Source organism: Streptacidiphilus neutrinimicus (assembly GCF_000787815.1).
GTDB lineage: Bacteria > Actinomycetota > Actinomycetes > Streptomycetales > Streptomycetaceae > Streptacidiphilus > Streptacidiphilus neutrinimicus.
Genome location: NZ_BBPO01000001.1, coordinates 170,936 through 186,314 on the forward strand (window position 1 = coordinate 170,936; position 15,379 = coordinate 186,314).

15 protein-coding genes are annotated in these 15,379 nt (G+C 72.6%); 8 read left to right on the plus strand and 7 right to left on the minus strand.

The annotated features are described in order from the left end of the window. Positions 1–284 precede the first annotated feature (284 nt). On the plus strand, positions 285–1,784 hold the full coding sequence (gene hemG / locus TR48_RS00725; protein WP_042363772.1) for a protoporphyrinogen oxidase: 1,500 nt from the start codon (positions 285–287) through the stop codon (positions 1,782–1,784). A 20-nt stretch (positions 1,785–1,804) separates the two neighbouring features. Then, positions 1,805–2,515 (plus strand): hydrogen peroxide-dependent heme synthase, encoded by a 711-nt coding sequence (gene hemQ / locus TR48_RS00730; protein ID WP_042363773.1) that lies wholly within the window; start codon positions 1,805–1,807, stop codon positions 2,513–2,515. 42 nt (positions 2,516–2,557) lie between these two features. Here the strand turns inward: hemQ and TR48_RS00735 are convergent, their stop codons facing one another. The 3 genes from TR48_RS00735 to TR48_RS00745 form a co-directional block, all read right to left on the minus strand. Continuing rightward, entirely contained in the window at positions 2,558–3,445 is an 888-nt protein-coding gene (locus TR48_RS00735; RefSeq protein WP_042363774.1) for a TIGR04222 domain-containing membrane protein, read from the minus strand. A gap of 522 nt (positions 3,446–3,967) precedes the next feature. Continuing rightward, positions 3,968–4,537 (minus strand): PIN domain-containing protein, encoded by a 570-nt coding sequence (locus tag TR48_RS00740; RefSeq protein ID WP_042363775.1) that lies wholly within the window; start codon positions 4,535–4,537, stop codon positions 3,968–3,970. Next, a complete protein-coding gene (locus TR48_RS00745; protein ID WP_042363776.1) occupies positions 4,534–5,676 on the minus strand; it encodes an XRE family transcriptional regulator in 1,143 nt (380 codons plus the stop codon). Before TR48_RS00745 ends, TR48_RS00740 begins: the two co-directional genes overlap by 4 nt. Positions 5,677–5,771: 95 nt before the next feature. Between TR48_RS00745 and TR48_RS00750 the strand changes: the two genes are divergently transcribed. Next, positions 5,772–6,581 (plus strand): heavy metal-binding domain-containing protein, encoded by an 810-nt coding sequence (locus tag TR48_RS00750; protein WP_084728656.1) that lies wholly within the window; start codon positions 5,772–5,774, stop codon positions 6,579–6,581. 210 nt (positions 6,582–6,791) lie between these two features. Further along, positions 6,792–6,932 (plus strand): hypothetical protein, encoded by a 141-nt coding sequence (locus tag TR48_RS42850; RefSeq protein ID WP_161789761.1) that lies wholly within the window; start codon positions 6,792–6,794, stop codon positions 6,930–6,932. An 83-nt stretch (positions 6,933–7,015) separates the two neighbouring features. On the opposite strand, the gene msrB is transcribed toward TR48_RS42850, so the two are convergent. The 4 genes from msrB to TR48_RS00770 all read right to left on the minus strand — a co-directional run bounded on the left by msrB (position 7,016) and on the right by TR48_RS00770 (position 10,356). Further along, a complete protein-coding gene (gene msrB, locus TR48_RS00755) occupies positions 7,016–7,423 on the minus strand; it encodes a peptide-methionine (R)-S-oxide reductase MsrB (RefSeq protein WP_042363777.1) in 408 nt (135 codons plus the stop codon). 16 nt (positions 7,424–7,439) lie between these two features. Next, on the minus strand, positions 7,440–8,837 hold the full coding sequence (gene murC, locus TR48_RS00760) for a UDP-N-acetylmuramate--L-alanine ligase (RefSeq protein ID WP_042363778.1): 1,398 nt from the start codon (positions 8,835–8,837) through the stop codon (positions 7,440–7,442). Between the two features lie 114 nt (positions 8,838–8,951). After that, positions 8,952–9,422, minus strand: coding sequence for a hypothetical protein (locus TR48_RS00765; RefSeq protein WP_042363779.1), 471 nt, complete (start codon positions 9,420–9,422; stop codon positions 8,952–8,954). A 109-nt stretch (positions 9,423–9,531) separates the two neighbouring features. Next, positions 9,532–10,356 carry a pyrimidine reductase family protein gene (locus TR48_RS00770; protein WP_042363780.1) on the minus strand — a complete coding sequence of 275 codons (825 nt, stop codon included), beginning with the start codon at positions 10,354–10,356 and terminating at the stop codon, positions 9,532–9,534. Between TR48_RS00770 and zapE the strand changes: the two genes are divergently transcribed. The 4 genes from zapE to TR48_RS00790 all read left to right on the plus strand — a co-directional run bounded on the left by zapE (position 10,357) and on the right by TR48_RS00790 (position 15,347). Beyond that, positions 10,357–11,460 (plus strand): cell division protein ZapE, encoded by a 1,104-nt coding sequence (gene zapE / locus TR48_RS00775; protein ID WP_042363781.1) that lies wholly within the window; start codon positions 10,357–10,359, stop codon positions 11,458–11,460. Positions 11,461–11,728: 268 nt separating this feature from the next. Then, positions 11,729–13,834, plus strand: a complete 2,106-nt coding sequence (uvrB, locus tag TR48_RS00780; protein WP_042363782.1) for an excinuclease ABC subunit UvrB — start codon at positions 11,729–11,731, stop codon at positions 13,832–13,834. 119 nt (positions 13,835–13,953) lie between these two features. Beyond that, positions 13,954–14,505, plus strand: a complete 552-nt coding sequence (locus TR48_RS00785) for a TerD family protein (RefSeq protein WP_042363783.1) — start codon at positions 13,954–13,956, stop codon at positions 14,503–14,505. Continuing rightward, on the plus strand, positions 14,502–15,347 hold the full coding sequence (locus TR48_RS00790) for a glycoside hydrolase family 16 protein (RefSeq protein WP_236651943.1): 846 nt from the start codon (positions 14,502–14,504) through the stop codon (positions 15,345–15,347). Before TR48_RS00785 ends, TR48_RS00790 begins: the two co-directional genes overlap by 4 nt. Positions 15,348–15,379 lie beyond the last annotated feature (32 nt).

Sequence of the window (15,379 nt, forward strand, 5' to 3'; positions counted from 1 at the left end):
CCGCTGCCGCGCGCGGCGCGCTCGCCGCGCTGCTGTCACCGCCGCTGGACGCCGAGCACCCGGCCAGTGCCAGGGCCGCCGCCAGGATCCCTGCGGCTACGGAGGCCCCGAGCCGGCATCTGTGGCTCCTCTTTCGCATGTGTCCGCTCCCCTCGTCGCGTACTCGCGCATTGGATGCGCGGAGCCGGCCGCGGGTTCCCGACACCGTGTCAACAAGGCGGTAACGAAAGGGTTGAGGCCCGGCCGCGGTCGGGCGCCCGGGGGCGTGTGCGAGAGTGAGGGACATGCACAGCACGACGCCCGCCCAGCCCGGCGACCCGACCGGATCCCTCCCGCACGTCCTGGTGATCGGCGGCGGGATCGCCGGCCTCGCGGCCGCGGCGCGGCTGCGCGGGATCGTCGACGGTCGCGAGCGGGCGCGCGTGACGCTGCTGGAGGCCTCGCCGCGCTTCGGCGGCAAGCTGCTCCAGGGCGAGGTCGGCGGGGTCGGCGTGGACCTGGGCGCGGAGTCGATGCTCGCGCGGCGCCCGGAGGCGATCACGCTGGCACGGGCCGTCGGCCTCGGCGACGCGCTGCAGCCGCCGACCACCGCCAAGGCGTCGATCTGGACCCGCGGCGAGCTGCGCCCGATGCCCACCGGGCACCTGATGGGCGTCCCCGGCGACCTCGACGCGCTCGCCGCCAGCGGCGTGCTCTCGCCCGAGGGCCTGGCCCGTGCCGCCGAGGACGCGACGCTGCCGCGCACCGAGGTCGGCGAGGACATCGGCGTCGGGGAGTACGTGGCCGCGCGGCTGGGCCGCGAGGTCGTGGACCGCCTGGTCGAGCCGCTGCTCGGCGGCGTCTACGCCGGTCACGCTGACGCGATCTCGCTGAGCGCGGCCGTGCCGCAGCTGCTGGCCATCGCCCAGCGCGAGCGCTCCGCGGTCGAGGGCGTGCACGCGGCCCTGGCGGCCGCTGCGGCGAACCCCGACCCGGCCCCGGTCTTCACCGGCATCGACGGCGGCATCGGCCGCCTGCCCGGCGCGGTCGCGGACGCCTGCCGCGCCGCCGGGGCGGAGCTGCGCACCGACACCCCGGTCGCGTCGCTGCACCGGACCGCGGACGGCTGGACCGTCGTCACCGAGACCGGCCCGTCCTCCGGCCGGCCGTCCTCCGGCGGCCCGTCCTCCGGGGGCCGGACGCTGACGGCCGACGCGGTGGTGCTCGCCGTCCCCGCGCCGGTCGCGGCGCGACTGCTGGCCGAGCTCGCCCCCGACGTGGCCGCCGAGCTGCGCGAGGTCGAGTACGCGGGCATGGCGCTGGTCACCCTGGCCTACCACCGCGCCGACCTCGGCCCGCTGCCCGGCAGCGGCTTCCTGGTCCCGCCGGTCGACGGTCGGGCGATCAAGGCGTCCACCTTCTCCAGCAACAAGTGGGGCTGGCTCGACAAGGCCGCCCCCGACAGCTTCGTGCTGCGCACCTCGCTGGGACGCCAGGGCGAGGAGGCGGTGCTCGACCTCGACGACGCCGAGCTGGTCGCCCGCTCCCGTGCGGACCTGCGCGAGGCGGCCGGCATCACCGCGACCCCGTACGCGCACGCGGTGACGCGCTGGCGCGCGGGCCTGCCGCAGTACCCGGTCGGGCACCCGGCGCGGGTCGCCCGGATCGAGGCGGCCGTCGCCGCGCTGCCGGGCCTCGCGCTGTGCGGCGCGGCCTATCACGGCGTCGGCATCCCCGCCTGCATCGCGGACGGCTGGCGCGCGGCGGCTGCGGTCACGACGGACCTGGTGTCCGGAGCAGAGTGAGCAAGGGAGACAATGACCCCATGAGTGACGAGCACACCGATAAGGCGAAGCCGAAGGCTCGCGAGCTGAACGACGTCATCCGCTACACCCTGTGGTCGGTCTTCCGCCTCAAGGACGTGCTGCCCGACGACCGCGCCGCGATGGCCACCGAGGTCGAGGAGCTGTTCGCGCAGCTCGCCGAGAAGGACGTCACCGTGCGCGGCACCTACGACGTCTCCGGCCTCCGCGCCGACGCCGACCTGATGATCTGGTGGCACTCCGGCGACAGCGACAACCTGCAGGAGGCGTACAACCGCTTCCGCCGCACGGAGCTCGGCCGCCGCATGGAGCCGGTCTGGTCGAACATGGCCCTGCACCGCCCCGCCGAGTTCAACAAGTCGCACATCCCGGCGTTCCTCGCGGACGAGACGCCGCGCGGCTACATCTGCGTCTACCCGTTCGTGCGCTCGTACGACTGGTACCTGCTGGAGGACGCCGAGCGCCGCGAGATGCTGGCCGAGCACGGCAAGATGGCCCGCGGCTACCCGGACGTCCGCGCCAACACGGTCGCGTCCTTCGCCCTCGGGGACTACGAGTGGCTCCTCGCCTTCGAGGCGGACGAGCTGCACCGCATCGTCGACCTGATGCGCCACCTGCGTGCCAGCCGCGCCCGCCTCCACGTCCGCGAGGAGGTCCCCTTCTACACGGGCCGCCGCCGCGCGATCGGCGAGCTCGTCGCCGGCCTGGCCTGAGACACCCGAGGCTCGGGGGACTGCGCGGCAGTCCCCCGAGCCTCAGTCTTCGCGCGGACGAACGGTCAGCGCGGCCCGGAGCCGCGGGTCGTGGATCGCCGAGGGCCCGCGAAGGACGATGGCGAGCAGCGGGTCCGCCACCCGGCGGAGACGACGGCGCCGCGGACGGAGCGCGCGCAGGACGTCCTGACCCGCCGGCGCCGCCCACGGCGTGATCGGGTGGAACTCGGCGCGGGCCATCAGCAGCGTGCCGCCGCTGAGGATCATCGGCAGCACGAACCAGGCCGCGGGCAGCAGCAGGCTTTCGTGCGCGCCGGTGAGCAGGTTGCGCGCGCCCAGCACGGCCAGCGCCGTCACCAGCAGGGCCCCCGAGGCGACCAAGGCGAACCGCACGCCGGCGACGGCCTCGGCGAGCGCCGCGCGGGCGCCCGGAGGGACCGCGAGGCCGACGTCGGCCAAGGAGCGGGCGAGCGCGGCGACGGCTGGACCGGCGGCGACCTCGCCGCGGACCTCGTCCGTACGGCGCTGGCCCTCGGGGCCGAGCGCGGCGAGGACCTCCGACTCCAGCTCGCTGTCCGGGTGCGGGCGGGCCACCGAGGTCCAGCCGGTGTGGGCGAGGTGGAGCAGGCCGCGGCCCGTCATGTCGATGAGGGTCACGTCCACGACCCGCCTAGGACCACCCGCGAGGTAGGCCGCCTCGACCGGAGCGGGCCCGCGCGGCGCGGGCGGAAGCGGTGCGGACGCGAGCAGCTCGGACGAGGGCAGCGCGGGCGGGAGCGGCTCAGGCGGCGTGCTCGGCGCCGACGCGTCGTGCGGCAGCGCCTCCGGGCCGGGGCCCGGGAACGGGTCGCTCGCCGCGGCCAGGCGGCACAGCCGGAGCGACGACAGTGCCGCGAGCAGCACCGCGGGCACCAGGAACAGGTACGGCATGTCCGCCAACCAACCCGAGCGGCGTCCCTCGCTCAAGATGCGCAGGTCGACGGATACGCAACCGTGATCCGGCGTCACTGCGGCGACATGCGGCCACGAGCCGCGCGAGCCCGGCCAGCACGGCCAGGACGACGAAGCCGGCGAGCGGCGGGAGCCCCGACGCGGGCGCCGGCTCGCCCGTCAGGACCGTGCTCGCGCCCATCGTGGCGTCGGACCAGCGGAACGTGGCCACTGCCGCCAGCAGCAGGGTCAGCAGCAGCGAGCCGCCGAGCAGCCGCCGGGCGGCGAGGAAGACCCGGGCGCCGCACCTGGATCGGGAGCTGGTCCACAGGTGCAGCGCGGCCGCCGGAACGACGGTGAGCGCCGCGGCGACGAAGAGTGGATCGAGGCTCATCCGGACACCTCCTCCAAAGAGGGAAGGAGCCAGGTCCCCCGCACCTGGCTCCATGGGGAGAGCATGTCGGCTGGGCCGTTCACCGGGAAGGGCCGGACCCCATTCTCAGAGCTAGATTTGAGCTTTCCTCACCTGCCCGGAACGGGCCCGGCGCCGAACTCCTCCGGCCCCGAACTGGTCCGATGCAGGTGGCGGCCCGATTCCGTCATCCGGTGCAGCAGGTCGTGGGCCTCGGCGGGGGAGAGCAGCCGCTCACCGACGGCCGCGGCGACCAGATCGTAGGTCTCCAGGGTGGTGATGCCGCGACGGCGGGCGTAGCGGGCGGCGTCGCGGTCGTCGGAGATCCAGACGGAGCGGCGGAACTCCGGCGCCCTGGTGATCAGCGCCAGTGTCTCGGCCTCGCCGAGGTGCTGGGTCGGACGACGCCGATCGCCGCCGAAGACGGCCCGGCGCAGGCGCTCCACCTCGACCCGAACGTCCGCGTCCGTGATCTCGATCGGCTCGCCCAGCGCGCCGCGGTCCACCAGGCCGCCCAGCGGCGGCAGTCGGCGGGCGGAGAGCCGGGCCTCCCGGGCGACCGCCTCGGACCAGCGGCCCCGTCCGTCGAGCACCTTCTCCAGCAGCGGCAGCCGGTCGACGGCCGCGAAGTTGCAGAGCACCGTGTTGTCGGGGAACCACCACTGGATCCGGCCGGTCATGGTTGGTAGACCAACTCCCCCTCGTCGGCGCGGGGTTCCGAGGGGTTCGGCGGGATCTCGGACGTCGCCAACCGGCCTTCCAGCTCCGCGGGCGCCATGCCGAGCAGCGCGGCGAGCGGACGCAGCGTCGTCTCACCCGCCTCGAAGGCGGACCAGAGGCCGTCGGCCAGGCGTGCCGGGGGACGCTCGGCGGCGGCGAGGGCGGCCTCGCGCAGGTAGGCGTCCATGGCGGCGGCGGCCAGGTGGCACTCGGCGGTGGTGCGCCGCCGCAGCCGGGCGTGCTCGGCGGCGTCGATCAGGCCGAGACGGCGCAGCCGGGCGGCGAGCGCGCTGGGCGAGACCCGGAACCGGACGACGACCTCGGCGAAGTCGAGCACGGCCGCCGCCGCGCGGACCTCCGGCTCGGGCATGAGCAGCGCGGCCGCGAAGGCGTTGGCGCGCACCTCGTCCGGCTCGGCCTGGCGGCCGGGCGCGACGGGGGACTCGGCCAGCGGCTCGACCGCGTCGCCGGCGAGCAGGTGGCCGAGCTCGTGGGCGAGGGTGAACCGCTGCCTGGTCCAGCGCTCGTCACGCCGGGCCAGCGCGAGTCGGAAGCCGTCCTCCTGCCAGGCGAACCCGTCGACGGCGGCCGGGAGCTCGGTGACGGCGAAGTCCACGCCGAAGGCGTGCTCGAGGACCGCGAGCAGGTCGCCGGTGGGCAGCAGGGCCGGGTCCGCGCCCGCCGCCGCGCGGACCCGGGCACGCGCCTCGGCGGCCAGCAGCGAGCCCTGCTCGTCGGCGCTGCCGTCGGCAAGCGGCGGCGGTTCGGGCAACGCGGGCGCGCGGCCCAGCAGTTCGAGCACGTCGTAGGCGGCGGTGAAACGCTCGGCGCGGTCGGTGAGGCTCTGGCCGTGTGCGAGGGCGTCGCCGCGCGCCGCGACACCGGCCGGGGCGTGCTGTCGGCCGGTCAGCAGCCAGTCGACGCTGACCCCGGCCGTCTCCGCGATGAGCGCGAGGTCGAGGGAGCTGAAGCGGCGGACGCCGCCGAGGGACTTGGAGAGTTTGTCGGGCGTGATTCCCGTGCGCGCGGCGAAGGCTGCCTGGCTCAGGCCGGCCGCCCGGATCACCTCGCGTACCCGCCCGGAGACGGATTCGTCCATGCCTCCACGGTACGGCCGCATTGCGAGAATCGCAACGCTGCTACGGTTCACCGGACGGGCCCGCCGACGGGCCCGCGACCGAAGGGGGAGGCGGCATGAGCACGCCCGGGTATCAGCAGGTCCAGGTCTCCGACATCGCGCGCGGCCGCCTCGACGGCTCGCGGCAGGGACGCCCCTGCTTCACCTCCGACTTGTCGGTCAACGAGTTCGTGCTGGTCACCGAGTCGGGCTTCGAGCCGCTCGGCATGGTGATGGGCACCAGCGTCTACCACGTCGGCGTCCAGTACGGGAACTGGAAGGTCAGCCAGGAGCTCGGCGTGCTCACCCAGGCCATGTACAACGTCCGCGAACTGGCGATGGCCCGCATGGAGGCGGAGGCCGCCCAGCTCGGCGCGGACGGCATCATCGGCGTCGAGCTGCGCCCGATGCACTACGGATTCCTCGCGGACGTCGTCGAGTTCATCGCGGTCGGCACCGCCGTCAAGGCCAATGACGGCGCGAGCTACCGCGCCCCGAACGGCAAGCCGTTCACCACCAGCCTTTCCGGCCAGGACTTCTGGACGCTCTGGGAGCACGGCTGGCTGCCCCGTCGGCTCGTCCTCGGCAACTGCGTCTACCACGTGGCCCACCAGACGCTGCGGCAGACCCTCTCCCAGGTCGGCCAGAACGCGGAGATGCCGCAGTTCACCCAGGCCCTCTACGACGCCCGCGAGCTGGCGATGGCCCGCATGCAGTACGAGGGACAGCAAATGGGCGCGGACGGCGTCGTCGGCACCTTCGTCGACGACTTCCGTTACTGGGGCGAGCACGCCGTCGAGTTCTTCGCACTCGGCACGGCGGTCAGCAAGGTCCGGCCGGACGCCAATCCGATCAAGCCGACGATGACCATGCCCCTCAACCGCTGACCTGCACGGACGGCCTCCTGGCGCGGCGGGCGGTGGCCGCCGCGCCGGAGCCGCGCCAGGAGCCGCGCCGGCCACGCGCGGGCGCCTTGGCCGTGGGGCCCCTGTGAACGCCTCGCCGTGCTCTCCTGGCACTGGATGGGCGTCAGGAGATCGGCTTCGAGGTCGTCAACCGGCTCAGCACCTACCCTGCCGCCCTACGCGACGGTCGCCGTGTCGCTGAGCGTCATGGTGACGGCCTGGCTGCTGCTGCACCGTCTGGTGGGGCACCCGCTCGGCCCGCTGCTCAAGCGCGGCATGGCGCGCTCCTTCGCCCAGGTCCGCTCGAACGGTCAGGCCACTGCCGGCTCCTGAGCGCCTGCCCCCACGCACGACTGCGGCCCCGGGCTTCGCCCGGGGCCGCAGTGCTTCGCGCCGCGTTCGCGGCGGTGTGGCCGTCACGCGTCCGCGGGACGCAGCTTCAGCGAGATGGAGTTGATGCAGTACCGCTGGTCGGTCGGGGTGCCGTAGCCCTCGCCCTCGAAGACGTGGCCCAGGTGCGAGCCGCACTTCGCGCAGCGCACCTCGACCCGGCGCATCCCGTGGCTGTCGTCCTCGATGTACTCGACCCGGTCCTCGGCCAGCGGCGCGAAGTAGCTGGGCCAGCCGCAGTGCGAGTCGAACTTCGTCTCCGAGCTGAACAGCTCGTTGCCACAGGCGCGGCAGGAGTAGACGCCCACCGTCTTGGTGTCGGTGAACTCACCCACGAAGGGGCGCTCGGTGCCGGCCTCGCGCAGCACCGCGTACTCGGCGGGCGTCAGTTCCTCGCGCCACTCCGCGTCGGTCTTCTCGATCTCGTAGCCCATGATCGCGCTCCTTCGGTCAGCCGAGGGTGTCCAGGCGGGAGAGGATCTCCGGACCGAGGAAGGTCACGTCCCCGGCGCCCATGGTGAGAACGAGGTCACCCGGCTTCGCGATTCCCGCGACGAGGTCCGGGACCGCCGCGAGCGAGTGGGCGCCCTGCACGTCGGCGCCCTTGGCGCGGGCCGCCTCGATGACGATCTCGCTGGTGATGCCCGGGATCGGGTCCTCGCGCGCCGGGTAGACGTCCAGCACCACGACCTGGTCGGCCAGCGACAGCGCCTCGCCCATCTCCAGGCCCAGCTCGCGGGTGCGGCTGAACAGGTGCGGCTGGAAGACCACGAGCACGCGGCCCTCGCCTGCCGCCTCCCGGATCGCCTGCAGGTCGGCCGCGATCTCGGTCGGGTGGTGCGCGTAGGAGTCGATCACCTGGACACCGGCCGCCTCGCCCTTGAGCTGCAGGCGGCGGCGCACGCCCTGGTAGGTGCTGAGCGCCGGGGCCAGCTCCGCGGCGGGAACGCCGAGCCTGACGCCCGCGGCGAGCGCGGCGACGGCGTTGTGTGCGTAGTGCCGGCCGGGGACGTTGACGGTGAAGGTCAGCTCCTCGCCCGTCGGCAGCAGCACGGTGACCTCGCTGGTCATGCCGCGCGGAGCGATCTTCACGATCCGGAAGTCCGCGTGCTCGGTCTCGCCGACCGTCACGATGTCGAACCGCCGCCCTGAGACCCGCGCGGCCAGCTCGGCCGCGCCCGCGTGGTCGATGTCGACGACCAGCGCGCCGCCCGGGGTGATGCGGTCGGCGAACGCCTCGAACGACTCGTAGATCTCGTCCATCGACGCGTAGTTGGCGTGGTGGTCCAGCTCCACGTTGAGGACGATGGCGACCTCGGGCGTGTACTTCTGGAAGCTGCGGTCGCTCTCGTCCGCCTCGGCGACGAAGATCTCGCCGGTGCCGTGGTGGGCGTTGCTGCCGGGCTCGTTGAGGTCGCCGCCGATCGCGAAGGACGGGTCGAGACCGAGCGCGGTGAGACTGACCGCCAGCATGCTCGTCGTCGTGGTCTTGCCGTGCGTGCCGGCGACGGCCAGCGCCCGGCGGCCCTCCATCAGCGCGGCCAGCGCGTCGGAGCGGTGCACGATCGGCAGGCCGCGACGACGGGCCTCCGCGATCTCCGGGTTGTCCTCGCGGATCGCGCTGGAGACGACGATGGCGCTGGCGCCGGCCGGCACGTTCTCGGCGGCGTGCCCGACGTGCACCTCCGCGCCGAGCTGGCGCAGGGCCAGCACGACGGTCGACTCCTTGGCGTCACTGCCGGAGACCTGCGCTCCGCGCAGCGCGAGGATCTTCGCGAGCCCGGACATGCCGGCGCCCCCGATGCCGATGAAGTGCGGGGCGTTGAGAGGCGCGGACGAGTCGGTCATGGTGTCGGGCTCCGGGGGTCGAGTCGACGACAGGCGGTCGCCTCGATTCTGCCGTATCGAGGCAGTCGCACCGTCCAGGGGCGCGGGGAGTTCCTCGCGCCCCTGGGGTAGCGCCTAGTCCTGCTGGGAGAAGAGCTGGAGCACCGGGACGCCGACCTTGTGCCGGGCCTGGGAGGCCCAGTCGCGGTGGAAGAGGCCCTCGACCCAGTGCGGAGCGGCAAGCACGATCACCTCGTCCGCGGAGACCTCCTTGACCAGGTCCTGCAGGCCTTCCAGCGGGTTGTGGTCCACCACCGCGCCCTCCGCGCCGGCCGCGCCGGCGTGCCGGAGCGCGCGCAGCGTGTGCTCGAGCGCCGCGTCGGCGGCGCCCAGCGCCGCCTGCCCGTGTGGCTCCTCCCTTTCCCTGGTCGCCTGTTCCAGGTAGCCGAACGCCACGTCGTCGATCGCGCGCAGCAACTCGTCCTGCTTGCCGCGCGGCTGCATCACCACGTGGAAGAAGACGTTCTCCTCGGCGTGGAGCGTGGTGACGAGCTCGACGTCGGCTTCCGACAGCGCCTTCTCGATCAACAGAACGGTAGTGAACACCTGAGTCCTTCTTCCCTCGTCAGCCGGAGAACCTGTCGTCCAACCGCCACGGCGTGCTGCTCTGCGCTGCCCCTGCATCCTCTCGCAATATCCGGAGGCAACCCCTCCGTTATTGCGCAATCTTCACGCTACGGGCGTAGCGGGCGAAGAGGAAACCTTTCGCCTCCAGCAGGCCGACCAGTTCCATACGCTGGGCGATCGACTTCGAACCGTGCGCGATCCGGGGCGCGTCCCCGGCCGCGAGCAGGGGGGCCAGGGTGAGGCAGAGTTCGTCGAGACGGTCCGCCTCCGCCAGCTGACCCAGGAGCCGGGGACCGCCCTCCGTCAACTGCCGCGTCCAGCCGCGCTCCGCGAGCGCGGCGGTCGCCCGCCCGACGTCGACGTGCTCCTCGCCGGCGACGACGACGTCCGCGACCCGCCGCGTCGCGGCCAGCGCGTCCGCCGGGGCGGCCTCCGCCGTCACCACCACGGTCGGCACCCGCGGCGAGGTGAAGAGCGGCAGGGTGAGGTCCAGTTCCAGGCTCCTGCTGACCACCGCGATCACCGGCGCCGGCCCCTGGCCCCGCGCCGCGCGCTCCGCGGCGAACTCGGCACGGGCCATGGCCGGGCGGTACCCCTCGGCCCGCACCGTCTGCGCGCCGACCAGGACCACGTCCGCGAGCGCCCGCAGCACGCCGAAGATCCGCTTGTCGTCGGCGGAGGAGAGGCCCTCGGAGAGCCCGTCCAGGCGGGCGGCGCCGTCGAGGCTGCTGACCATGTTCGCCCGCAGCCACGGCCGGCCGGCGTCGACGACCTCGGCCGGATACGCATAAGCGTCGGCCAGCGCCTCGAGGCTCCACGGGTCCTCGTCGGCACCGGCCGGTGCGGTCTCGCTCTGGCCCGGTCTGGAGGTGAGGTCCGTCACATCCGGGTCGTACGGAAGCAGTCTGCGCACATGGGGCAGTCTTCCACGCCCCCGCGGAACGTACCCTTGGGACTCGTGTCGCCTGCCCCTCACATAGCCCTGGCCGAGCGCCGGCCCGTCGTCGCCGCGGAGCGGCTGATCGCGGAGATGGTCCCGCCGCCCCGCTTCGAGCAGGCGCGCTTCAGCACCTACATCCCGGACCAGCGGCAGCCCAGCCAGGCCGAGGCCGTCCGGGTGCTGGAGTCCTTCGCCGCCGGCCTCACCCCGCGCGACGCCGCCGCCAAGCCCGCCAAGAAGCGCTGGTTCGCCCGCTCCGCACAGCCCGCGCCCACCGGCCCCGGCGGGGTCTACCTCGACGGCGGCTACGGCGTCGGCAAGACCCACCTGCTCGCCTCCCTGTGGCACGCCACCCCCGGCCAGAAGGCCTTCGGCACCTTCGTCGAGCTGACCAACCTCGTGGGTGCGCTGGGCTTCCAGCAGGCCGTGAAGGCGCTCTCCGGCCACACGCTCCTCTGCATCGACGAGTTCGAACTCGACGACCCGGGCGACACCGTCCTCGTCTCCACCCTGCTGACCCGCCTCGCCGAGGCCGGGGTCAAGCTCGCGGCCACCTCCAACACCCTGCCCGGCAAGCTCGGCGAGGGCCGGTTCGCCGCGTCCGACTTCATGCGCGAGATCCAAGGCCTGGCCTCCCGCTTCCGCAGCCTGCGCATCGACGGCGAGGACTACCGCCACCGCGGCCTCCCCGAGGCCCCGCCGCCCTACAGCGACGCCCAGGTCACCGATCTGGCCACCTCCTACGGCGACGGCGCGTCCCTGGACGACTTCGACCGGCTGCTCGCCCACCTCTCCGACGTCCACCCCTCCCGCTACGGCGCGTTGCTCGACGGCGTCGACGCCGTCTTCCTGCGCGGCGTCACGGCCGTGCCGGACCAGAGCACGGCCCTGCGCCTGGTGGTCCTGGCGGACCGGATGTACGACCGCGAGCTGCCGATCGTCGCCTCCGGCGCCGCCTTCGACTCCATATTCAGCGAGGAGATGCTCAACGGCGGGTACAAGAAGAAGTACTTCCGCGCCATCTCCCGTCTCGTCGCGCTCGCGCGCGACAGCCGGCAGATAGCCGCCGCGAGTTGATCCACCCGCTGCTGGCCGCGCGCTTCAGCCCCGACACGTTCGACCCCGCCGCCGGGCGTCGCCGTCCGCGCCGGCGAAGGTGCCGTGGCGCGCGGCCTGAGAACGGTGCAGCGGCACCCCCCAGCAGGCGGGCGGTCTCGTCGTAGGCGTCGGTGAGAACTCGATGATCTCCGACCCCACGCTCATGACGGGATGCTGCCAGCGTCGACGAGGGGCCGCCTCCCCGTTTCGCGGCCGTTTGTCAGCGGCGGGTCGTACGGTTGGTGGCGTGAGACCCATCACCGAGCTTCAGCGGTCCGTGGCGCCCTTCGAGGTCGTCAGTCCCTACCAGCCCAACGGCGACCAGCCCACCGCTATCGCGGAGCTGGAGCGCCGGATCCGCGCGGGCGAGAAGGACGTGGTCCTGCTCGGCGCGACGGGCACCGGCAAGTCCGCCACCACGGCGTGGATGATCGAGAAACTGCAGCGCCCCACGCTGGTCATGGCGCCGAACAAGACGCTCGCCGCCCAGCTGGCGAACGAGTTCCGGGAGCTGCTGCCGAACAACGCGGTCGAGTACTTCGTCTCGTACTACGACTACTACCAGCCCGAGGCGTACATCGCGCAGACGGACACCTACATCGAGAAGGACTCCTCGATCAACGAGGAGGTCGAGCGGCTGCGCCACTCGGCCACCAACTCGCTGCTCACCCGGCGCGACGTCGTCGTGGTCGCCTCCGTCTCCTGCATCTACGGCCTGGGCACGCCGCAGGAGTACGCGGACCGCATGGTCCAGCTCAAGGTCGGCGACGAGATCGACCGGGACGCGCTGCTGCGCCGGTTCGTCGAGATCCAGTACAACCGCAACGACGTCGCCTTCACCCGCGGCACCTTCCGCGTGCGCGGCGACACGATCGAGATCTTCCCGGTCTACGAGGAGCTCGCGATCCGGATCGAGATGTTCGGCGACGAGATCGAGGCGCTCTCCACCCTGCACCCGCTCACCGGCGAGGTGATCAGTGAGGACGAGACGGTCCACGTCTTCCCGGCATCCCACTACGTCGCGGGGCCCGAACGGATGGAGCGGGCCATCGCCGGGATCGAGGCGGAGCTCGAGCAGACCCTCGCCAAGCTGGAGAAGCAGGGCAAACTGCTGGAGGCCCAGCGGCTGCGCATGCGCACGACGTACGACATCGAGATGATGCGTCAGATCGGCACCTGCTCCGGCATCGAGAACTACTCCCGCCACATCGACGGCCGTACCGCCGGCAGCGCGCCCAACACCCTGATGGACTTCTTCCCGGAGGACTTCCTCCTGGTCATCGACGAGTCCCACGTCACCGTGCCGCAGATCGGCGCGATGTACGAGGGCGACGCCTCGCGCAAGCGGTCGCTGGTCGAGCACGGCTTCCGGCTGCCCTCGGCGATGGACAACCGGCCGCTCAAGTGGGAGGAGTTCGTCGAGCGCATCGGGCAGACGGTGTACCTCTCCGCCACGCCGGGCGAGTACGAGCTCTCCCGCGGCGACGGCCATGTCGAGCAGATCATCCGCCCGACGGGTCTGATCGACCCGGAGATCGTGGTCAAGCCGACCGAGGGGCAGATCGACGACCTGGTCCACGAGATCCGGCTGCGCACGGAGAAGGACGAGCGCGTCCTGGTCACCACGCTGACCAAGAAGATGGCCGAGGACCTGACGGACTACCTGCTGGAGCTCGGCATCCGGGTCCGTTACCTGCACAGCGACGTCGACACACTGCGCCGCGTCGAGCTGCTGCGCCAGCTGCGCGCGGGCGACTACGACGTCCTGATCGGCATCAACCTGCTCCGTGAGGGCCTCGACCTGCCCGAGGTCTCGCTCGTCGCGATCCTGGACGCGGACAAGGAGGGCTTCCTGCGCTCGCCCCGGTCCCTGATCCAGACGATCGGCCGCGCCGCGCGTAACGTCTCCGGCCAGGTTCACATGTACGCCGACCGGATCACCCCGGCCATGGAGCACGCGATCTCGGAGACCAACCGCCGTCGCGAGATCCAGCAGGCGTACAACACCGAGCACGGCATCGACCCGCAGCCGCTGCGCAAGAAGATCGGCGACATCCTGGACACCCTCACCCGGGAGGACATGGACACCGCCGAGCTGCTCAGCACGGGCTACCGGGGCGGCGGTGGCGGGCGCGGCCAGAAGGCGGCGGTCCCGGTGCTCGGGCTCAAGGCGGACGTCAAGGAGGCGAAGAGCCTGCCGGCCGCGGAGCTCGCCGAGCTGATCGGGGAGCTGACGGAGCGTATGCACACCGCGGCGGCCGAATTGCAGTTCGAGGTGGCCGCCCGGCTGCGCGACGAGGTGAACGAACTGAAGAAGGAGTTGCGCCAGATGCGCGAAGCCGGAATCGCCTGATAGTCGGACGCCCGCTTTTACTCCACCCCAAGCTCCCGCCGAGCGCCTATGGTGCTCGATAGGAGCTGCATGGAACGGACACAGGTCCACGGGCGTCCGACAAAGGGGAGGGCCGAGCCATGTCGGTGAGTCTGAGCACGGGCCAGAGCATCCGCCTCGACCACGCGGACGGGGAGGGCGGCCCGCCGGTGATCCGGCTCGACCTCGACTGGCAGGCGACACCGCGCCGGGGCATGTTCGGCTGGCGCCGGCGCGAGGTGGACCTCGACGCTTCCGCGGTGCTCTTCGCCGACGGGGTCCTCACCGACGTGGTCTTCTTCCAGCACCTGGTCAGCAACGACGGCTCGGTCCGGCACACCGGCGAGAGCGAGTCGATCACGGTGGACCTGGGCCGGGTGCCCGACCGGATCACGCGGATCGTCTTCACGGTGAACTCCTACAACGGCCAGAGCTTCGCCGAGCTCCAGCACTTCCACTGCGAGCTGGTGGACGAGAGCACCGGGGCCGAGCTCGCCCGCTTCACGCTGAGCGGCGGCGGTGAGCACCGCGGCCAGGTGCTGGCCAAGGTCGGCCGGGACGAGGGGGGCGCGTGGGAGCTCACCGCGATTGGCGTGCCGACGCACGGGCAGACCTTCCGGGAGATGCTGCCCGTGATCGAGAAACACCTGTGAGCACGCACATGTCGACGTCACACCCGACCCCCTCCTCTCCCGGCACCCCGTCCACCCCGGACACTCCATCTGCCCCCGACACCCCCTCCACGCCGTTCGTTCCGTCCCCGGCGCCCGCTCCCGACGCGTCCGCCGCACCGATCCCGCCCGGGGTGGCCTCCTCGGACACGCCGGTCTGGGCGGAGGAGTTCAGCGGTCCGATCGTCTGGGGCCGACGCTGGGTGGGCGACACCACCTCGGCGTACCAGTACGGCAACCACAACCCGGGCGACAACAAGCTCGACTGGCTCGACCCGAACGCTGTGTCCGTGGCCGCCGGCGTCGCCACCTTCACCGCCCGGCCCGGCCCGCACACCCTGCGGAACGGCCGGCGCGCCTGGACCACCGGCCTGCTCACCACCGAGGGCTCCCAGGAGGGCTTCCAGGTCAGCACCGGCGACTACATCCAGACCCGGGTCCAGCTGCCGACCGGTCTCGGCGCCTGGCCGGCGCTGTGGACCTGGAAGGACGGCAACGGGGAGATCGACTCCTTCGAGTACCACCCGGACAACCCGAACCTGCTGGAGCTGACCAACCACGTGGGTGGCGGCGGCGACTACTACACGGACGCGACCGCGATCCGGCCGGGCGGCTGGGTGACCATCGGCACCGCGTACGGCGCGAGCTCGGTCGACTGGTACGTCGACGGTGTCGAGGCCTACTCGGACGGCACCGGCGTGGGCCAGGACTGGTCCGCCTACCTGATCCTCAACCTCTCGGTCTGCGCCGGCCGGTACCACCCGGCGCCGAGCGGCAGCACCCCGCTCACCTTCGCGGTGGACTACCTGCGCGTCTATCGCTGACGGCGGCCTCCCGGCCGTTCCGCCTCGTTTGT